This is a genomic window from Streptomyces sp. NPDC005017 (assembly GCF_042873115.1).
Lineage (GTDB): Bacteria > Actinomycetota > Actinomycetes > Streptomycetales > Streptomycetaceae > Streptomyces.
The window spans coordinates 287,519-306,740 of sequence record NZ_JBIALD010000008.1; the positions used below are offsets into that span (position 1 = coordinate 287,519).

The 19,222-nt window shown below is 71.5% G+C and carries 21 protein-coding genes; 11 read left to right on the forward strand and 10 right to left on the reverse strand.

The window, feature by feature from the left end:
- Nucleotides 1-52: 52 nt before the first annotated feature.
- The 3 genes from dapF to miaA all read right to left on the reverse strand — a co-directional run bounded on the left by dapF (nt 53) and on the right by miaA (nt 2,563).
- A complete protein-coding gene (gene dapF, locus ACFYR0_RS15390) occupies nt 53-922 on the reverse strand; it encodes a diaminopimelate epimerase (RefSeq protein WP_389326957.1) in 870 nt (289 codons plus the stop codon).
- A gap of 90 nt (nt 923-1,012) precedes the next feature.
- Nucleotides 1,013-1,516, reverse strand: coding sequence for a hypothetical protein (locus tag ACFYR0_RS15395; protein ID WP_389327104.1), 504 nt, complete (start codon nt 1,514-1,516; stop codon nt 1,013-1,015).
- Between the two features lie 108 nt (nt 1,517-1,624).
- Nucleotides 1,625-2,563, reverse strand: a complete 939-nt coding sequence (gene miaA / locus ACFYR0_RS15400) for a tRNA (adenosine(37)-N6)-dimethylallyltransferase MiaA (RefSeq protein ID WP_389326960.1) — start codon at nt 2,561-2,563, stop codon at nt 1,625-1,627.
- Between the two features lie 182 nt (nt 2,564-2,745).
- On the opposite strand from miaA, the gene ACFYR0_RS15405 reads away from it, so the two are divergent.
- A complete protein-coding gene (locus tag ACFYR0_RS15405) occupies nt 2,746-3,039 on the forward strand; it encodes a hypothetical protein (RefSeq protein ID WP_389326963.1) in 294 nt (97 codons plus the stop codon).
- A gap of 23 nt (nt 3,040-3,062) precedes the next feature.
- A complete protein-coding gene (locus ACFYR0_RS15410) occupies nt 3,063-3,332 on the forward strand; it encodes an antitoxin (protein ID WP_389326966.1) in 270 nt (89 codons plus the stop codon).
- 231 nt (nt 3,333-3,563) lie between these two features.
- Here the strand turns inward: ACFYR0_RS15410 and ACFYR0_RS15415 are convergent, their stop codons facing one another.
- The 3 genes from ACFYR0_RS15415 to ACFYR0_RS15425 form a co-directional block, all read right to left on the reverse strand.
- Nucleotides 3,564-4,274, reverse strand: a complete 711-nt coding sequence (locus tag ACFYR0_RS15415) for a class III extradiol dioxygenase subunit B-like domain-containing protein (RefSeq protein WP_389326969.1) — start codon at nt 4,272-4,274, stop codon at nt 3,564-3,566.
- 160 nt (nt 4,275-4,434) lie between these two features.
- On the reverse strand, nt 4,435-5,964 hold the full coding sequence (gene miaB, locus ACFYR0_RS15420) for a tRNA (N6-isopentenyl adenosine(37)-C2)-methylthiotransferase MiaB (protein WP_389326972.1): 1,530 nt from the start codon (nt 5,962-5,964) through the stop codon (nt 4,435-4,437).
- 80 nt (nt 5,965-6,044) lie between these two features.
- A complete protein-coding gene (locus ACFYR0_RS15425; protein WP_389326975.1) occupies nt 6,045-6,452 on the reverse strand; it encodes a MazG nucleotide pyrophosphohydrolase domain-containing protein in 408 nt (135 codons plus the stop codon).
- A gap of 286 nt (nt 6,453-6,738) precedes the next feature.
- On the opposite strand from ACFYR0_RS15425, the gene ACFYR0_RS15430 reads away from it, so the two are divergent.
- A complete protein-coding gene (locus ACFYR0_RS15430) occupies nt 6,739-7,737 on the forward strand; it encodes a TAXI family TRAP transporter solute-binding subunit (RefSeq protein ID WP_389326978.1) in 999 nt (332 codons plus the stop codon).
- A gap of 91 nt (nt 7,738-7,828) precedes the next feature.
- Here ACFYR0_RS15430 and ACFYR0_RS15435 read toward each other — a convergent pair whose 3' ends face one another.
- Together ACFYR0_RS15435 and ACFYR0_RS15440 are read right to left on the reverse strand one after the other, a co-directional pair.
- Nucleotides 7,829-9,229, reverse strand: a complete 1,401-nt coding sequence (locus tag ACFYR0_RS15435; RefSeq protein ID WP_389326981.1) for an ATP-binding protein — start codon at nt 9,227-9,229, stop codon at nt 7,829-7,831.
- Nucleotides 9,230-9,238: 9 nt separating this feature from the next.
- Complete coding sequence (locus ACFYR0_RS15440; protein ID WP_386386095.1) at nt 9,239-9,925, reverse strand: response regulator transcription factor; 687 nt, start codon at nt 9,923-9,925, stop codon at nt 9,239-9,241.
- Nucleotides 9,926-10,212: 287 nt separating this feature from the next.
- Here ACFYR0_RS15440 and ACFYR0_RS15445 point away from each other — a divergent pair, with 287 nt between their 5' ends.
- From ACFYR0_RS15445 to ACFYR0_RS15480, 8 genes are all read left to right on the forward strand, one after another.
- Nucleotides 10,213-10,989, forward strand: coding sequence for an amino acid ABC transporter ATP-binding protein (locus ACFYR0_RS15445; protein ID WP_389326984.1), 777 nt, complete (start codon nt 10,213-10,215; stop codon nt 10,987-10,989).
- 74 nt (nt 10,990-11,063) lie between these two features.
- Nucleotides 11,064-11,915 carry a glutamate ABC transporter substrate-binding protein gene (locus tag ACFYR0_RS15450; RefSeq protein WP_389326987.1) on the forward strand — a complete coding sequence of 284 codons (852 nt, stop codon included), beginning with the start codon at nt 11,064-11,066 and terminating at the stop codon, nt 11,913-11,915.
- A 76-nt stretch (nt 11,916-11,991) separates the two neighbouring features.
- Nucleotides 11,992-12,669 (forward strand): amino acid ABC transporter permease, encoded by a 678-nt coding sequence (locus ACFYR0_RS15455; RefSeq protein ID WP_389326990.1) that lies wholly within the window; start codon nt 11,992-11,994, stop codon nt 12,667-12,669.
- Nucleotides 12,666-13,571: an amino acid ABC transporter permease gene (locus ACFYR0_RS15460; protein ID WP_389326993.1), complete on the forward strand. Its 906-nt coding sequence runs from the start codon at nt 12,666-12,668 to the stop codon at nt 13,569-13,571. The genes ACFYR0_RS15455 and ACFYR0_RS15460 overlap by 4 nt, the downstream gene beginning before the upstream one ends.
- Nucleotides 13,572-13,745: 174 nt before the next feature.
- Nucleotides 13,746-15,452: an FAD-dependent monooxygenase gene (locus ACFYR0_RS15465; protein ID WP_389326996.1), complete on the forward strand. Its 1,707-nt coding sequence runs from the start codon at nt 13,746-13,748 to the stop codon at nt 15,450-15,452.
- A gap of 21 nt (nt 15,453-15,473) precedes the next feature.
- A complete protein-coding gene (locus ACFYR0_RS15470; RefSeq protein ID WP_389326999.1) occupies nt 15,474-15,677 on the forward strand; it encodes a putative leader peptide in 204 nt (67 codons plus the stop codon).
- Nucleotides 15,678-15,759: 82 nt separating this feature from the next.
- On the forward strand, nt 15,760-16,293 hold the full coding sequence (locus ACFYR0_RS15475; RefSeq protein WP_389327002.1) for a cysteine dioxygenase: 534 nt from the start codon (nt 15,760-15,762) through the stop codon (nt 16,291-16,293).
- A gap of 182 nt (nt 16,294-16,475) precedes the next feature.
- Nucleotides 16,476-16,922 carry a rhodanese-like domain-containing protein gene (locus tag ACFYR0_RS15480; RefSeq protein ID WP_389327005.1) on the forward strand — a complete coding sequence of 149 codons (447 nt, stop codon included), beginning with the start codon at nt 16,476-16,478 and terminating at the stop codon, nt 16,920-16,922.
- A 184-nt stretch (nt 16,923-17,106) separates the two neighbouring features.
- Here ACFYR0_RS15480 and recX read toward each other — a convergent pair whose 3' ends face one another.
- Both recX and recA read right to left on the reverse strand, forming a co-directional pair.
- A complete protein-coding gene (recX, locus tag ACFYR0_RS15485) occupies nt 17,107-17,883 on the reverse strand; it encodes a recombination regulator RecX (RefSeq protein ID WP_389327008.1) in 777 nt (258 codons plus the stop codon).
- Nucleotides 17,884-17,887: 4 nt separating this feature from the next.
- A complete protein-coding gene (gene recA / locus ACFYR0_RS15490) occupies nt 17,888-19,012 on the reverse strand; it encodes a recombinase RecA (protein ID WP_389327011.1) in 1,125 nt (374 codons plus the stop codon).
- Nucleotides 19,013-19,222 lie beyond the last annotated feature (210 nt).

The following is a 19,222-nucleotide window of genomic DNA, read 5'->3' on the forward strand; positions in this document are numbered from 1 at the left end:
CCGAGACCGGGTCGACGCGCCCTCGACCCGGGGCGGGAGGACCGAGGCGGGTTCAGCCTCTGACGCCCTCCAGCCACTCCGCGTCCAGCTCGCCCTCGGCGACGATCACCGCCGGGCCGGTCATCTCGACGGTTCCGTCGGGGTGCTCGGTGATCAGCAGGCGGCCTCCGAGGACGTCGACTGTGTAGGTGACGGGCGTACCGGTGGCCGCCGGGTCGGCGCCGTCGCGGCGGGCGGTGGCGACGGCGACCGCGCAGGCGCCGGTGCCGCAGGAGCGGGTCTCGCCGGAGCCGCGCTCGTGCACCCGCATCGCCACATGCCGGGGGCCACGGTCGACGACGAACTCGACGTTCACCCCGTCCGGGTACGCCGAGGCCGGGCTGAACGGCGGGGCCTCGTGGAGCGTCCCCGCGTCGGCGAGGTCGTCGACGAAGGCGACCGCGTGCGGGTTGCCCATGTTCACATTGCGCGCGGCCCAGGTGTGCCCGCCGACGGCGACCGTGACGTCTCCCTCGGGCAGGAGGGCTCTGCCCATGCCGACGGTGACGTCACCGTCCTTGGCGAGGTGCACGCTCTTCACCCCACCGCGCGTGGCGACGGCGAGGTCCCCCTCGGCGGCCAGGCCGGCGTGCTGGAGGTAGCGGGCGAAGACCCGCACGCCGTTACCGCACATCTCGGCGATGGAGCCGTCGCTGTTGCGGTAGTCCATGAACCACTCCGCCTCCGCGGCCATCCCCCGCGCCTCCGGGTGCGCGGCGGACCGCACCACGTGCAGCAGTCCGTCGCCGCCGATGCCCGCGCGACGGTCGCACAGGGCGGCCACGGCGGACGGGGGCAGGTCGACGGCGTTCTCGGGGTCCGGGACGATCACGAAGTCGTTCTCGGTGCCGTGCCCCTTGAGGAAGGCGATCCGCGTGCTCATTCCTCGATCGTACGGTGTGGGTACGACACTCCGGCGTGCCGTATCGCCTGACGGCCGGTACGGCAGCCGCGGCCGCGGGCGGGCCCGGTGTCAGCGCAGCCGCGCGACCCGCCACACCGCCAGGACCACGACGGCCAGGACCACGACGGCGTAGGCGATCACGACCCGCCAGTCGGGCCGTCGTCCGGACCCGCGCTGCGGGAGGCCGGGCCAGGTGTAGCCGACGCGGCGGGCGGCCATCATGCCCCAGCCCGCGGCGCAGAGGGAGATCAGCAGGCCCAGCATGGCGATCACGGCACCGCTGTCACCGAAGTCGAAGGCCAGCGGGAAGGCGAACATCAGGGAGCCAAGCGCGGCGAGGCCCACGATCGGGGCGAGCTGCCAGATCCGCAGTCTGCGCTGGGGACGCAGCTCGACCTCGACCTCGGGACCGCCCGCGAACATCTCCTCCGGCTCGGGGCCGTCGTCGGTCACCCCGTCCGGTGTCTCGTCGGGACCGTCGGCGCTCAGACGCTGCTCGTCCGGCTCCGTCGGACCGCTGTCGGCGGTGACGGGTTCGGTGTCTTGTGCGGTGTCGCGAGGGCCGGCCTCCATCGCCACGCGCCCTCCCAACTCGGACTCCACTTGGTCGATCGAAGCTCGATGATGGCACGGCGCCGGAGCCCCGGATGACGGCCGGAGCGTCCCGATGCCATCACGTGATCAGGCTGTAACCGGTCGTTCGACCAACGCCAGCGCGCGGTGCGGAAGTTCTGTGAGATCCGCCGCAGCCCCACTCAGCCAATGCACCCGCGGGTCCCGCCTGAACCATGAATCCTGGCGGCGCGCGAAGCGCTTGGTGGCACGAACGGTCTCGTCACGTGCCTCGTCCATGGTGCATTCCCCGGACAGCGCGGCGAGAACCTGCTGGTAACCGAGTGCGCGGGCGGCCGTACGCCCCTCGCGCAGTCCCTGCGCCTCCAGGATCCGCACCTCCTCCACCAGACCGGTCTCCCACATCCGGTCGACGCGGCGCGCGATGCGGTCGTCCAGCTCGGGGCGCGCCACGTCGACGCCGATCTGGACGGTGTCGTAGACGGAGTCGTGGCCGGGCAGATTGGCGGTGAACGGCCGGCCGGTGATCTCGATCACCTCCAGGGCGCGCACGATCCGGCGGCCGTTGCTGGGCAGGATCGCCCGCGCGGCCTCCGGATCGGCGGCGGCGAGGCGCGCGTGCAGCGCCCCGGAGCCGCGCAGCGTGAGCTCCTCCTCCAGCCTGGCCCTGACCTGGGGGTCGGTGCCGGGGAACTCCAGGTTGTCGACGGCGCCACGGACGTACAGGCCGGAACCGCCGACCAGGATCGGCCAGCGTCCCTCGGAGAGCAGGGCGTCGATGCGCTCACGCGCGAGCCGCTGGTACTCGGCGACGGACGCCGTGACCGTGACGTCCCAGATGTCGAGGAGGTGGTGCGGGACACCGCCCCGTTCCTCGGGCGTCAGTTTCGCGGTGCCGATGTCCATCCCCCGGTACAGCTGCATGGAGTCGGCGTTGACGACCTCGCCGCCGAGCTGCCGGGCGAGAAATACGCCCAGATCTGATTTTCCGGCCGCGGTGGGTCCGACGACGGCGATGACTCGGGGGGCGGGGGCTGCGCTGCTCACCGCACCAGTCTCCCAAACCCCGAGGGGTGGCCCCGAACGAGTTACGTGACGGCGGCGGTCCGGTGTCGTTCCCCGATGCGAGGTGCTAGCCGCCCACGCACGGAGGCGGTGACCCGGGCGACGCAATCGGACACACCGGGCAACGCGGGATTTCGCCCGCACGAGTAACGTATGGAGTTGATATGGGCGTTTTTGCGCGACTTCTCCGAAGGTCCAAGGCCACGGAGAAGACGCCGACCGCCGAGACCCAGGCCGCCACCCCGGCGACCGGGGCCGACGCGGGTGAGGCGGCGGAAGCCACCGGGACCACGCGGGAGCCGGCCGGGGCCACGGCACGGACGGCGAACGAGGTGCCGGTGCAGGGGCAGGGCGAGGAGTCCGCCGCGAAAACCGCGGGTGACGGCGTCGCCATCCCCAAGCAGCAGTCCGCCGACGAGGCGGCCGACAACGAGGCCGGCGAGGGCGCCCACAGATAACCCACCGCTACGAAAGGTGGACCATGGGTCTCCTGAACAACCTGAAGGGCAAGCTCTCCCCGGCCAAGGACAAGGTCTCCGGCCTCGCGCAACAGCACGGGGACAAGATCCATCACGGTCTGGACAAGGCGGCGAAGGTCGTCGACGAGAAGACCAAGGGCAAGTACAGCGGCAAGATCCACACGGGGACGGGCAAGGCCAAGGGAGCCGTGGACCGCCTCGCGCACAAGGAGGGCACCGGGACCGCCGACCGTCCCGGCACGTCGCCGGACTCCCCGCCGCCGGCCTCCTGACCCCGCGTCGGTCCGACGGCGGGCGGCCGGGAGCTGGGCTCCCGGCCGCCCGCCCTTCCTGCGTGCGACCGGCCGCCCTCGTCGTCGCGAGGTGCGGCGCCCGGCCACCGCGGGACCTATGAGTCCGGTCGATCCGGGGGTCCGCGTCCCTCTGTGTCGCGTGCCTCAATATCGCGTCGCGTGCATCGGTGTCGCGTCCCTCGGTGTCGCGTCCCTGCGTGTCGCGCTGCCCTACGACCAGGCAGCGACCAGGTATCCCACTCCGTAGGGCGCGTCCTCGTACAGCAGGGCGCCTCGGAGGGCGGCCCCGTCGGCCGCGCCCGCGAGGACCTGCCACGGTGCCCGGCCGGACACCATCAGCTCACGGGCCAGATCGGCGTCCAGCCCCTTGAGGGCCGCGAGGTCCGCCGTCTCCAGGGCCCGCGCGGCCTCCGCGTCGAACGGTTCGGCCCGCTCGTCCAGGTAGCCGGGGGCCTTGAGTGTGCGGCACGCGCTGGCGTCGCCCATCACCAGCAGGGCCACCCGTTCCGTCCGGGCGGCGATCCCGCTTCCGATCTCGATGCACCGGTCGACCGCGAGCGGTTCCCCCACGCCGAGTCCCTCGATCGGGGCGTCCGCCCATCCGGTCCGCTCCAGCAGCCATCCGGCGACGGCCAGCGACGGCGGAAGAGTGCCGACGACGCCGTCCCGCGCCTGTCCCAGCGTCACGTCCCGCTCGACGCCGAAGCCCCGGAACGAGCCGGGCGTGCCCTGCGCGTACGCCGTCGGTCCCGTCTCCGCGTCCGGGCCGACAACCACCAGCAGATCGGGCCGGGCCGCGGCGAGCAGCCCCAGGGCGTCCGCGCACGCGGCACGGGCGGCGTCGAGTTCGGGCGCGGCACCCGCGGCGACGTCGGGGACCAGCAGCGGAGGGCAGGGGCAGACTGCGGCGGCGACAAGCATGATCGGCAGCGTAACCCGCGCACGCGCGCGTGGGGCGCGCGACCGGCGCGTCCTGCGGGCTCCGGGCCCCGGCGGGGCGAACCGTCACCCGTCGCGGCCTCGCCGACCCGGCGAGGCCGCCCCGTCGTCACCCCCGTCGCCGGGCTGCTCGGCCCGCCGCTCAGTCGCAGCCGCAGCCGCTGCCTGCGGCCACCGGCAGGGGCGCCGGGACGCCCACCTTGGGCAGGCCGAGCATGACGCCCTGCTTCTTGTCCTGCTCCTGGGCGTTGCGCTGCTCCCAGGCGTCGCCCGCGCGCGTGCGGCGCACACTCAGCACCTGGCCCTCGGCGAGGAGGTGGTGCGGGGCGGCGTAGGTCACCTCGACGGTGACGACGTCGCCGGGGCGGACCTCCTGGTCCGGCTTGGTGAAGTGGACGAGGCGGTTGTCGGGGGCCCGGCCGGACAGACGGTGGGTCGCGCCGTCCTTGCGGCCCTCGCCCTCGGCGACCATCAGCTCCAGGGTGCGGCCGACCTGCTTCTTGTTCTCGTCCCAGGAGATCTCCTCCTGGAGGGCGACGAGCCGCTCGTAGCGCGCCTGGACGACCTGCTTGGGGATCTGGCCGTCCATCGTCGCGGCCGGGGTGCCGGGGCGCTTGGAGTACTGGAAGGTGAAGGCGTTGGCGAACCGGGCCTCGCGCACCACGTGCATGGTCTGCTCGAAGTCCTTCTCGGTCTCGCCGGGGAAGCCCACGATGATGTCGGTGGAGATGGCCGCGTGCGGGATCGCCGCGCGGACCTTCTCGATGATCCCGAGGTAACGCTCCTGCCGGTAGGAGCGGCGCATCGCCTTCAGGACGGTGTCCGAGCCGGACTGCAGCGGCATGTGCAGCTGCGGCATCACGTTCGGGGTCTCCGCCATCGCCGCGATCACGTCGTCGGTGAAGTCGCGCGGGTGCGGGGAGGTGAAGCGGACCCGCTCCAGGCCCTCGATCTCCCCACAGGCGCGCAGCAGCTTGCTGAAGGCCTCGCGGTCGCCGAGGTCGGAGCCGTAGGCGTTGACGTTCTGGCCGAGCAGCGTGATCTCGGAGACGCCCTCGCCGACCAGCGTCTCGATCTCGGCGAGGATGTCGCCGGGGCGGCGGTCCTCCTCCTTGCCGCGCAGCGCCGGGACGATGCAGAAGGTGCAGGTGTTGTTGCAGCCGACGGAGATGGAGACCCACGCGGCGTAGGCGCTCTCGCGGCGGGTCGGCAGCGTGGACGGGAACGCCTCCAGCGACTCGGCGATCTCGACCTGCGCCTCCTGCTGCACCCGCGCGCGCTCCAGCAGCACCGGCAGCTTGCCGATGTTGTGCGTGCCGAAGACGACGTCCACCCAGGGCGCCCGCTTCACGATGGTGTCGCGGTCCTTCTGGGCGAGGCAGCCGCCGACCGCGATCTGCATGCCGGGGCGCTGCGCCTTCATCGGCGCGAGGTGGCCGAGGTTGCCGTAGAGCCGGTTGTCGGCGTTCTCGCGCACGGCACAGGTGTTGAAGACCACGACGTCGGCGTCGCCGTTCGCTCCGTCGGGGGCGCGGACGTATCCGGCGTCCTCGAGCAGTCCGGACAACCGCTCGGAGTCGTGGACGTTCATCTGGCACCCGTAGGTGCGCACTTCGTACGTCTTGGTCCCTTGAACGTCCACGGCCGGGCTCCGGTCACTGCTGCTGGTCATGCGGTCAAGGGTAGGCGGTCCGGGGAGGGCCTCGTCCCGGGCTTCCCCGCGGGGCCGGACGGTACCGGCGCCGGACCAGGTCAGGCCCCGTTGCCGGATGTCCAGCCCTGGCGGCGCAGGACGGCCGAGACGTCCGGGGCCTGGTAGTGCTCGCCCTTGAGGACCTTGCCGTCGGCGCGGCGGGCGACCTGGCCGTCGGGTCCCAGCTTGGTCATGTTGGAGCGGTGGATCTCGGCGAGCACGGCGTCCAGGTCGATGCCGTGCACGAGGGCGGTGCCGTAGGCGACGTACACGACGTCCGCCAGTTCGTGCGCGAGCCGGTCCAGCGGGCCGGACACCGACACCTCCGCGACCTCCGCCGCCTCCTCCGCGAGCAGCTCCCCACGGTGCGCGGCGAGCTCCGGGGCGACCTCGGCGGGCGTACTGCGGGTGGCGAGGCCGAAGGTCTGGTGGAACTCACGGACGAGATCGGCGGGCGAGGGGTTCATGCGCCGACTCTAACGGCCGCCACTGACAGTCCCCGGGCATGCACACCGTCCGCCTCCGGCACTCCCCCGCGCCCGCACAACGGCCGCCACCGACGGTCCCCCGGGCGCGCGCACCGTCCGCCTCCGGTACTCCCCCGGGGACGCACACCGCCCGCCACCGACAGTTCCCCGGGCACGCCCACCGTCCACCCCGGACACTCCCACCACCCGCGCACCAGGGCCTCGTCGGGCCCGCTCCCCCTCCGCCCCTGGTCAGCACCCTGCCCGGCCTGGCAGGATCGCGCCCATGTTCAAGGCGTTCCCCCGAATCGGCAGGCGACGTGCCCTCCAGGGCGCGGGCGCCGTGTTCGTGGCGCTCGGGCTGCTGCTGTGGTGGCTGCTGCCGTTCGGGGACGAGCCGCCGAGCGGGAACGTCACGTTCAGCACGGGTTCGCCGCACGGCGTCTACCAGAAGTACGGCAGCCTGCTGCGCAACGCGCTGAAGCGGGACATGCCGGACCTGGACGTACGGCTCCAGCTCAGCGACGGGTCGCAGAAGAACGTGGCCCGGGTGGCCGCGGGCACCGCCGACTTCACCATCGCCGCGGCCGACGCCGTGGAGACGTACCGCGAGGACGCCGGTCCCGGGGCCGGGCAGCTGCGCGGAGTCGCACGGCTGTACGACGACTATGTGCATCTGGTCGTGCCGAGCGGCTCGGACGTGGAGTCGGTCGAGGACCTCAAGGGCAAGCGGGTGGCCATCGGTCTGCCGGACTCCGGAGTGCGGCTGATCGCCACCCAGGTGCTGAAGGCGGCGGGCATCGACCCGCGTACCGACATCACCCCGCTCCCCGACGGCATCGCCACCGGCCCCGAGGGGCTCGAGAACGGCCGGATCGACGCGTTCTTCTGGTCCGGCGGACTGCCCACGGACGGTCTGACGGCGCTCGCCGACGACTTCGCCTTCCGGTTCGTCCCGCTGGACGCCGACTTCGTGGCCCGGCTCCAGGGACAGGGCGGCGCCGCCCGCTACTACCGGGCCACGACCATGCCGGAGTCGGCCTACCCGGCCGTCCAGCACGGCACGCCCGTACCGACGATGGCCGTCTCCAACCTCCTCGTCACGCGCGCGGACGTGGACGCCAGGCTCACCGAGTGGCTGACCCGGACCGTGATCAGGAGCCGGGACAGGATCGGCGCGGACGTCCACTCGGCCCAGCTCGTGGACCTGCGCACGGCCATCTACACCGACCCGGTGCCCCTGCACGAGGGCGCCCGGCGCTACTACCGCTCGGTCAAGCCCTAGGGATTTCGCACCCCGGGCCGGGCCCCCGCCGCACCGGTCGCGTCCGCAGCAACCCCGGCCGGCACAGCTGCCCCCAGCGCACCGGACGCCCCTAGCGCACCGGCCCCGACCTGGGCACCGACACCGTCACCCGCAGCCCGTGCGGCTCCCGGCGGTCGTACGCGATGGAGCCGCCGCCCGCCTCCAGCAGGACCCGGGAGATGGACAGGCCGAGCCCGGAGCCCTTGATGTTCTGGTGCTGCCCGCTGCGCCAGAAACGATCGCCGACACGGGTCAGTTCCTCGTCGGTCAGGCCCGGCCCGCGGTCGGTGACCACGATGGTCGAGACATCGCCGTTCGACGCGACCGCGACCTCCACGCACTCGTCCTCGGGCGTGAACTTCACGGCGTTGTCGATCACCGCGTCCAGGGCGCTGGACAGGGCGACCGGGTCCGCCCAGGCGGTGGTCGGCGGGCAGTCCCCCAGCAGCCGTACGCCCCTCGCCTCGGCCGTCGGGGACCAGGCCGCGACCCGCTCGGCGGTGAGCGCCCCGATGTCGGTCAGGCTCAGGTCGGCCTGGGCGTGCTCGGCCAGGGCCAGGTCGAGCAGGTCGTCCAGGACCTGGGCCAGACGCTTGCCCTCGGCCTGGACCGAGGCGATCTCCTCGTTGCCCTCGGGCAGTTCGAGGGCGAGCAGTTCGATGCGCAGCAGGAGCGCGGCGAGCGGGTTGCGCAGCTGGTGCGAGGCGTCGGCGACGAAGGCGCGCTGCTGCTCCAGGACGTCCTCGACGTTGTCGGCCATCTCGTTGAACGACCGGGCCAGCCGTCTGAGTTCCGGCGGACCGCTCGCCACCGCGACCCGGGACTTCAGCCTGCCGCTCGCGATGGAGTGCGTGGTCGCGTCCAGGACCCGCACGGGCCGCAGCACCCAGCCGGTCAGCCGCAGGGCCGCGCCGACGGCGAGCAGCATCGCGGCGAACTCGCCCGCCGCGACGAGCAGCCAGCCCTGCAGGATGCGGGAGCGCATCGCGCCGGTCGGCGAGTCGGTGACGACGACCGCGACGACGTCACCGTCCCGGATGACCGGTGAGGCGACGACCATGCTGCGGCGCTGCCAGGGCCAGATCTGCTTGGGGTCCTGGCTGCGCCGGCTGAGCAGCGCCTCGGCGAACGCCCGGCGCACCTCCCCCTCGTCGGGCAGCAGCCAGTCGGTGGGCGCCTGGGCCATCGGGGAGCCGTTGCGGTAGAAGACCCCGGCACGGATGCCGTAGACCTCGTGGTAGCTGGCCAGTTCGCGGCTGAGGGTGCGCTGGTCGGGGGAGGTGGCGCCGGGGCCGGTCGTCGTGGGCGTGACGTACTGGGCGAGCGCGGCGAAGCGGGCCGTGTCGTCGATCCGGTCGACGATCACACGCTGCTGCTCCCCCGCGGCCACGCTGACGGCCAGCGGCACGCCCAGCGCCAGCAGTACGGCCGCCATCAGGACGATGAGCAGCGGCAGAAGTCGAGTGCGCACCCCGGCCCGCTAGGCGGCGGGGGCGACGAGCCGGTACCCGACGCCTCGCACGGTCTCGATCAGCGCGGGCATCCGCAGTTTGGCCCGCAGGGACGCCACATGCACCTCGAGAGTGCGCCCCGTCCCCTCCCAACTCGTGCGCCACACCTCACTGATGATCTGCTCCCGGCGGAACACCACTCCGGGCCGCTGCGCCAGGAGGGCGAGCAGGTCGAACTCCTTGCGGGTCAGCTGGACGACCGAACCGTCGACGCTGACCCTGCGCGTGGGCAGTTCGATGTGCACGGTTCCCAGGCGCAGCACGGCGTCGCCGCCGCCCGCGGCGTCCTCGGGCACGGTGCGCCGGCTGACCGCGTGGATGCGCGCGAGCAGTTCTCCCGTGTCGTACGGCTTGACGACGTAGTCGTCCGCCCCCAGGTTGAGGCCATGGATGCGGGAGCGGACGTCGGAACGCGCGGTGACCATGATGACCGGGGTGCTGGTGCGTTTGCGGATCTTCCCGCAGACCTCGTAGCCGTCCTGGTCGGGCAGGCCGAGGTCGAGCAGGACCACGCCGAAGCCCGGCCCCTCGGGGACGAGTGCCTGAAGGGCCTCCTCGCCGCTGCGGGCATGGGTGACGTCGAAGCCGTGCCGCGCGAGTACCGCGGACAGGGCCGCGGCGACATGGTTGTCGTCCTCGACGAGGAGCAGTCTCATCCCGGCCTCCTTCGGTTCATGGCGCGTACGGTCTCGTCGTCTGCAAACGCATGCACGCGCGCGCGTGCATCAAGGCAGTCACGCCGATTGACGAGGACGGCGTCAAGAGGGTTCCGGTTGCTCGCGGCTTCCGTTATCCGGCCGATACGCGGCCAGGCCGCAAGTGCTACGACACGTGTCCGATTGCTATCGGATCGTGATGCTCAGATTCCCCTCAGATGTAATGACGCTGGTCGCGTAGGGTTATTACTGTCCTCCGAAACCGAGGAGGACGGAGCCAGAGAGCGATGACCGAAGTATCGGTGGCCAAGGATGACGTGGCCGCGCCCGACGAACTGGTCGTCCTGAAGAGCGTCAACAAGCACTTCGGCGCGTTGCACGTACTCCAGGACATCGATCTCACCATTGCGCGCGGTGAGGTCGTCGTGGTCATCGGGCCCTCCGGGTCCGGCAAGTCCACCCTGTGCCGCACCATCAACCGCCTGGAGTCGGTCGACTCCGGCGCCATCACCATCGACGGCAAGCCGCTGCCCACCGAGGGCAAGGGCCTCGCGCGTCTGCGCGCGGACGTCGGCATGGTGTTCCAGTCCTTCAATCTCTTCGCGCACAAGACCGTGCTCGAGAACGTCATGCTCGGCCAGGTCAAGGTCCGCAGGACGGACAAGAAGGCGGCCGAGGAGAAGGCCCGCGCACTCTTGGACCGCGTGGGTGTGGGTACTCAGGCGGACAAGTACCCTGCCCAGCTCTCCGGTGGACAGCAGCAGCGTGTCGCCATCGCGCGGGCACTCGCGATGGGCCCCAAGGTCATGCTCTTCGACGAGCCGACGTCGGCGCTCGACCCGGAGATGATCAACGAGGTCCTGGAGGTCATGCAGCAGCTCGCCCGAGACGGCATGACCATGATCGTCGTCACCCACGAGATGGGATTCGCACGATCGGCGGCAAACCGCGTGGTGTTCATGGCGGACGGCCGGATCGTCGAAGAGGCTGCGCCAGACCAGTTCTTCAGCAACCCGCGCAGCGACCGCGCCAAGGACTTCCTGTCGAAGATCCTGCACCACTGACGTTTCGTCGCTCCCGTGATGTAAAGCGTCTTCCAGCAACACGGCATCTCCTCACCACACGAAGGATGTTCACCATGAAGCTCCGCAAGGTCTCCGCCGCGGCCGCTGCTGCGCTCGTCCTGTCCCTGACCGCGACGGCCTGTGGGGGCGACGACGGCGACAACGACAGCGGCTCCGGCTCCGGCACCGGTGGCGGCGAGACGATCAAGATCGGCATCAAGTACGACCAGCCCGGTCTCGGTCTGAAGGAGCCGGGCGGCAAGTTCTCCGGCTTCGACGTGGACGTGGCCACGTACGTCGCCAAGGAGCTCGGCTACGAGCCCGACCAGATCGAGTTCGTCGAGACCAAGAGCGCCGACCGTGAGAACGCGCTGGCCCGTGGCGACGTGAAGTTCATCGCCGCGACCTACTCGATCACCGACGAGCGCAAGCAGAAGGTCGACTTCGCCGGCCCGTACCTGCTGGCCCACCAGGACCTGCTGGTCAAGTCGGACTCCGACATCACCAAGGGCACCGACCTCAACGGCAAGAAGCTGTGCTCGGTGACCGGCTCGACGTCCGCGCAGAACGTCCAGAAGGAGATCGCCCCGAAGGCCCAGCTCCAGGAGTACAGCTCGTACTCCGAGTGCATCGCCAACCTCCAGAGCGGTGCCGTCGACGCGGTGACCACGGACGACTCGATCCTGGCCGGCTTCGCCGCGCAGGAGCAGTACAAGGGTCAGTTCAAGCTCGCCGGTCTGAAGCTGAGCAACGAGAACTACGGCATCGGTGTGAAGAAGGGTGACACCGCGACCGTCGACAAGATCAACGCGGCCCTCGAGAAGATGGTCGCCGACAAGGCCTGGGACAAGGCCGTGGCGGACAACTTCGGCCCGGCCAACTACCAGAACGAGGCCGCCCCGAAGATCGGCGTCATCGTGAGCTGAGGCCCCTGGCCTGGAGGTGCGCCGCCCCTGGGGGCGGCGCACCCGCACACCCCTACCCCCGGAAGCGCGGGAAACTGTGTTCGATTTTCTATCTGAATATAACGACCCGAGCCTGTTGGGGGCGTTCTGGGTCACGGTGCAGCTCACCGTCTTCTCCGGTATCGGCTCCCTGATCTGGGGCACCCTGCTGGCCGCCATGCGGGTCAGTCCGGTACCGCTCATGCGCGGCTTCGGCACCGCGTACGTGAACATCGTCCGTAACATCCCCCTGACGGTCATCATCGTCTTCACCTCGCTCGGCCTCGCCGGCGTCTTCCGGGTGAGCATGGGAGCGCCGGACAACTTCGAGACCCGTGACTTCCGCCTCGCGGTCCTCGGTCTCGTCGCCTACACCGCCGCGTTCGTCTGCGAGGCGCTGCGCTCCGGCATCAACACGGTACCCGTGGGCCAGGCCGAGGCCGCCCGCGCCCTTGGGCTGAGCTTCAGCCAGGTGCTGCGACTGGTCGTGCTGCCGCAGGCGTTCCGCGCCGTCATCGGCCCGCTCGCCAACGTGCTGATCGCGCTGACCAAGAACACGACGGTGGCGGCGACGATCGGTGTGGCCGAGGCGGCCTATCTGATGAAGGCAATGATCGAGAACGAGGCACAGACACTGCTGATCGGCGCCGTCTTCGCCTTCGGGTTCGTGGTTCTGACCCTGCCGACCGGCCTGTTCCTCGGCTGGCTCAGCAAGCGACTGGCGGTGAAGCGATGAGTTCCGTCCTCTACGACGCTCCGGGCCCCAAGGCCAAACGGCGCAATCTCCTGCTGTCCATCGTCTTCTTCGCCGTACTCGCCCTGGCGCTGTGGTGGGTGTGGCGGGTCATGGACGACAAGGGACAGCTGGAGTGGGCGCTCTGGGAGCCCTTCACCACGTCCGAGGCCTGGACGACGTATCTGCTGCCCGGGCTCGCCAACACCCTCAAGGCCGCGGCGCTCGCGATGGTGATCGCCCTCCCGCTGGGCGCGTTCTTCGGCATCGCCCGCATGTCCGACCACCGCTGGGTCCGCGTCCCGTCCGGCGCCGTGGTCGAGTTCTTCCGGGCCATCCCGGTGCTGCTGCTGATGCTGTTCGCCAACGAGTTCTACGCCCGCTCCACCGACGTCTCCAGCGCGGACCGGCCGCTGTACGCGGTCGTCACGGGCCTGGTGCTCTACAACGCCTCGGTGCTCGCCGAGGTCGTACGGGCCGGCATCCTCGCTCTGCCCAAGGGCCAGACGGAGGCCGCCCAGGCGATCGGTCTGCGCAAGGGCCAGACGATGTCCAGCATCCTGCTGCCGCAGGCGGTCACGGCCATGCTGCCGGCCATCGTCAGCCAGCTCGTCGTCATCGTGAAGGACACCGCACTCGGCGGTGTGATGATCGGCTTCACCGAGCTGCTCAACTCCCGCGGCACGCTCGCGGCGTTCTACGCCAACGTCATCCCGAGCTTCATCGTCGTCGCGGTCATCTACATCATCCTCAACTTCATCCTGACCAGCTTCGCGAGCTGGCTGGAGGCCAGGCTGCGGCGCAGCAAGCGGAGCACGGGCGCGGTGCTCTCGGCCGAGGACGAGGAAGTGAACCCGGCCGGAACGGGCGGTACGTTCGGCACCGGAGCCGGCGGCACGGTCTGATCCCGGTCGATCTCGTCGAGTGACACGAAGGCAGTGGCGATCACGCCACTGCCTTCGTCACTTGACGCAAGCACCGGCAATGGGTTGCATACGTTCTGTGATCGTGCACCCTGCTCAAACCTCCTGTTCACAGACGTCTCCTGAGACACCGCCACGAGCAGGGAGCGCCACGCCGTGGACCCGGTGATCATCGTCGGAGCGGGGCCCGTCGGGCTCACGCTCGCCCTGGCGCTGGCCCGCCAGGAAGTGCCGTCCGTCGTCCTGGACGAGGGCCCCGGCAAGGACGAGCCGCGCCTCGCCCGGACGGTCGTGCTGCGCGAGGACACCGCCGCGCTCATGGAGCGGCTGACCGGTCTGCCGCTCGACGAGGCCGGTGCCCGGTGGTCCGGCTGGCGGTCGGTCAGGCGCAGGCAGGTCATGCGGGAGATCGACTTCGACGCCCCGGCCGATCCGGAGACCGAACCCGAGGCCCCGCAGGCCTCCCCGCCCCTGCACCTCGCCCAGCACGTCCTCACCGGCGCGCTGCGCGCGGCCCTGGCCGGTGAACGGCTCGTCAGGATCGCGGTGGACAGCAGGCTGGACGCCCTCGAACAGGAACCTTCCGGTGTCACCGCACGCACCCGCGGCTCCAAGGGGACCTGGTGGCGCGGCAGCTACCTGGTGGGCTGCGACGGGCCCCGCTCCACCGTGCGCAAACTCCAGGACATCCGCTTCCCGGGCCGGACCGCGGTGGAGCGACACGCCGTTGCCGCGCTGCGCGCGGAACTTCCGTGGCCCGGTCGCGCGTTGCTCCATCGGACACCGCCGTGGCGGATGTCGGGACCCTCTGCCGGGGAGGTGACCGCACGCCCGCTGCCGGACGGTGTCTGGCGGCTGGACTGGCTGCTGCCGCCGGGCAAGGACCTGGTCACCCCCGAACTGCTGGTCGCCCGCGTCCGGGAGACCCTGACGGGCTGGACCGACGGCGCCACACCGTCGTACGAACTGCTGGACACGGGTGTGCACACCGTGCACCACCGGCTGGCCCGCCGCTGGCGGGTGGGCCGCGTCTTTCTCGCCGGGGACGCCGCCCACCTCCTCGGCGCGCTCGGTACCCAGGGACTCGACGAGGGGCTGCGGGACGCCGACAACCTCGCCTGGAAACTGGCGCTCGCCTGGCACCACGGGCCGCACCCGTCGCTGCTCGACAGCTACCAGGCCGAGCGGCGCGCCGTCGTCGCCGCCCGGCTGCGCGCCGCCGACCAGGTGCTGCCGCTGCTGCGCGGCGGGAAGGGCCTGCGCGCCTACGTCCCGGGCTCGGGGCGCGGCCATGACGCGCTGCTCACGGACGGCCATCTGGGGCAGGGCCCGGTGGGCGCCCCGGGCGGCTACGCCGACTCTCCGCTCGCCGCCCGGCACATCGAGGCAGAGGTCCCGGTCGACACGCCCGTGGGCGCGCCCGTCGCCGACGTACGGGTCACCGCCGAGGACGGCACCTTCGTACGGCTGCGGGACCGGCTCGGCCGGGGCGCGCTGCTGGTGGTGCTGATCGCGCCGGGCACGGGGGTGTGGGAGCGCAGGCACTGGGTGTCGGCCGGGCTGATGCCCCGCCTGGCGGCGGCGGTGACGGCCCTGCCGCATCCCGCCGAGCTGCTGGTCGCCGAGAGCTACCCGGGCGCGTCCGCCCACACCGTCCTCCTCGTACGTCCCGACGGCCATCTCGTCACGGCGCTGAACGGCGTGCGTCCGGCCGACCTGTACGCGGCGGCCGAGGCGGCGATCGGGGGGCCCGGGGAGGGGCCCGGGGAGAGGGAGGCGGAGGGGCACGCGGCTGCCGCGTCGGCTTCCGGCTCCGCGTCCGCGTCCAGCTCCGCTTCCGCTTCCGTTTCTGGGCCCAAGTGATCTTGGGGCCGTCCGCGCCGAATGACGGTGGGGCCACCGTCCGGTGGCCCCCGCGCTCGTTGCCACGCGACTGTCACCCTGCGTCCGCATGGTGACAGTGAGTTGACCCGTCCGGACCGGCGTGGTCTACTCCGGATCGTGACCGACACCGATGTGCGCCTGTGGCGGAGGGTCCATATGGACCTGGTCCGCTATGCGGGCTGCGTGTGTCGTCCGTCCTGCTGAACTCGCATCCCTTTCCTTCCGCGCGTGCCGCCGCCCTTCCGCCGCCGCGCGCGCTCTCGCGATTTCTCCAGGACGGTGTCCGATGTCTGTCTCTCCCGCCTCCGCCGTGTCCGCGCCCGCCCGGGTCCCGACCCAGGCGGACCTTCTCGACTTCGTACGGCGCACGGCCGCCGACGCCGAGCTGATCGCTTCCCTGCCGCTCGACCCCGAGGGCCGCACCTGGGTCCGGCTGGAGGGCCCCGGCGGCAGTGAGGCGTGGCTGATCGGCTGGCCGCCCGGCACGGGTACCGGCTGGCACGATCACGCCGACTCGGTCGGCGCCTTCCTCACCGCCCGCGGCGAGCTGACGGAGTACTCGCTCGCCACCCGGCTGCCCACCGACGGCTGGAAGACCCTGGAGCTGACCGAGGGCGTGGACCGCGAACGCCGGCTGCCCGCCGGGGAGGGCCGTGCGTTCGGACAGCACCACGTCCACGAGGTTCTCAACGAGTCCACCGAGCACCACGCGGTCTCCGTCCACGCCTACTACCCGCCGCTGCCCCGAATCCGCCGCTTCAGCCGCACCGGCCCGGTGCTGCGCCTGGAGCAGGTCGAGCGCCCGGAGGACTGGCAGTGAGCATCGAGCCGGGGAGTGGTGGTGTAGTGCTTCGGGGATCCTCGGGGCGCGGACGCGGGGTCGACGACGGGGACGGAGGGGCCGAGGTGGGTACGGAAGATCAGCCGGGTCGTGCGGCAGACGGCGGTGGACACGAGGGCCGGGTCCCGCTCCCCTCGGTTCATCGGGGCGGCGGCCGGACCGTGGACACCCGGGGCGGCGAAGGTGACGCGGCCGGCGGCGAGACCGGTCGGCCGGTCGGTATCGACGCGTTGCTGGAACGGGTGCGTTCCGGCTACGAGCGGGTCGGACCCGCCGAGGCCCACACCGCCGCGCTCGCCGGAGAGGCGCTGCTCGTCGACATCCGCTACGCCGCCCTGCGCGAACGGGACGGACTGATCCCCGGCGCCCATGTCGTCGAGCGCAACGAACTGGAGTGGCGCCTCGACCCCCTGGGCAGCCACCGTCTCCCCGAGGCCACCGGCCATGACCTCCGGGTCGTGGTGCTCTGCAACGAGGGCTATGCCTCCAGCCTGGCCGCCGAGTCCCTGCACCGTCTGGGCCTCCACCGGGCCACTGACCTGGTGGGCGGCTTCCAGGCGTGGAGGGAGGCGGGGCTTCCGGTGACGGGGCCCACCGGGGCCTCGTGACACAGCCGTGGTGCCGGTGACAGAGCCGGGGCTCCGCTGACGACCGGGGCCCGTGCCAGATCCGCTGCCCGTCCCAGATCCGAGCTTCCGGTCACGGAACCGCGCGTCCGGTCACGCAGGCTGCGCTCGGTCACGGAGGCCGCGCTCCCGGGGCGGCGGTGCCGAACCCCTGGGCGGCCGGGGCTCAGAAACCCTCGTCGCCCAGGTGGTCCGTCTCCTCGCCCTCCTCCTCCAGCGCCTGCCGGACGAGGCGCAGGGCCATGCCCTCGGAGTAGCCCTTGCGGGCGAGCATGCCCGCGAGCCGGCGGAGTCGCTTGTCGCGGTCCAGGCCGCGGGTGGAGCGCAGTTTGCGGTCGATGAGTTCGCGCGCGGTCGCCTCCTCCTGCTCGGAGTCGAGCTGGGAGACGGCCGAGTCGATCAGTGAGGGGTCGACGCCCTTGGTGCGCAGTTCCTGGGCGAGCGCGCGACGGGCCAGGCCTCGGCCGTGGTGCCGGGACTCCACCCAGGCGTCGGCGAAGGCGCCGTCATCGATCAGGCCGACCTCCTCGAAGCGGGAGAGCACCTCCTCGGCGGCCTCGTCCGGGATCTCCCGCTTGCGCAGGGCGTCCGCGAGCTGCTTGCGGGTGCGCGGGGTCCCGGTGAGCAGACGCAGGCAGATCGCCCGTGCCCGCTCCACCGGGTCCCCCGAGGACTCCCCCGTCTCGGCCCTCGACGAGCCAGGGGTGCCTCCGTCCTCGCCGAACGGCTCCGCCTCGCCCCGCCGACGGCGCCCACGCCCCGTGCGTGAGCCACCCTCACCGGGCCGGCGGCGCCCACCGCGGCGGCCTCCGTCGTCGTCGGAGCGCGTGGGGCCGTCCGGCCAGTCGTCACCGTCCCCGGCGAAGCCCGCTTCCCCCTGCCGCCCCGGCTCCCGGGGAGTGCCGGGGCGGGCGTACTCGGCCCAGTCGGTTCGCCGTGTCACGCCGTCAGCTCTTGGCGGCCGCGGCCTTGGGCTTGGCGGTCTTGGCCGCCGCGGGAGCCGGCACCGACTTCGCGTCGTCCGCGGGCGTGGAGACCGCGGCGTCCGTGCCCGGCTCGGTGGCGGGGTCCCCGGGACGCACGCCGACGCCGAGCTTCTCCTTGATCTTCTTCTCGATCTCGTTGGCCAGGTCGGGGTTGTCCTTGAGGAAGTTGCGCGCGTTCTCCTTGCCCTGGCCGAGCTGGTCGCCCTCGTACGTGTACCAGGCGCCGGCCTTGCGGACGAAGCCGTGCTCCACGCCCATGTCGATCAGGCCGCCCTCGCGGCTGATGCCCTGGCCGTAGAGGATGTCGAACTCGGCCTGCTTGAAGGGCGGCGCGACCTTGTTCTTGACGACCTTGCAGCGGGTGCGGTTGCCGACCGCCTCCGTGCCGTCCTTCAGGGTCTCGATGCGACGGATGTCGATGCGCACGGAGGCGTAGAACTTCAGCGCCCGGCCACCGGTCGTGGTCTCCGGGGAGCCGAACATGACGCCGATCTTCTCGCGGAGCTGGTTGATGAAGATGGCCGTGGTCTTGGACTGGTTGAGCGCGCTGGTGATCTTCCGCAGGGCCTGGCTCATGAGGCGGGCCTGGAGGCCGACGTGGCTGTCGCCCATCTCGCCCTCGATCTCCGCGCGCGGGACGAGCGCGGCGACGGAGTCGATGACGATGAGGTCGAGGGCGCCGGAGCGGACCAGCATGTCCACGATCTCCAGGGCCTGCTCGCCGTTGTCCGGCTGGGAGAGGATCAGGTTGTCGATGTCGACGCCGAGCTTCTTCGCGTACTCGGGGTCGAGTGCGTGCTCCGCGTCGACGAAGGCGACCTGGCCGCCGGCCTTCTGCGCGTTCGCCACGGCGTGCAGGGTCAGGGTCGTCTTGCCGGAGGACTCCGGGCCGTACACCTCCACCACGCGGCCGCGCGGCAGGCCGCCGACGCCCAGGGCGACGTCGAGCGCGGTCGACCCGGTGGGGATGACCTCGATGGGCTCGTTCGGCCGCTCGCCCAGGCGCATCACCGCACCCTTGCCGAATTGCCGTTCAATTTGTGCGAGCGCGGCGTCGAGCGCCTTCTCGCGGTCGGTTCCTGCCATGGGTTCCACCCGGTTTGCTTGAGTCGATCGCTTCACGTCAAAGACGCTAACGCCTGCCACTGACAATGCGCCCCGACGCCGGTCCGGCCTGTGGATAACTCGGGCATTTCTCTGTGTGAACTACATCAAATCACCCACGGAGAACCCCGCCGGAGCCCCCATGAGAATGGATGTTCGATTTTCGTGTCAAGCGCACCACGCGGCTCCGGG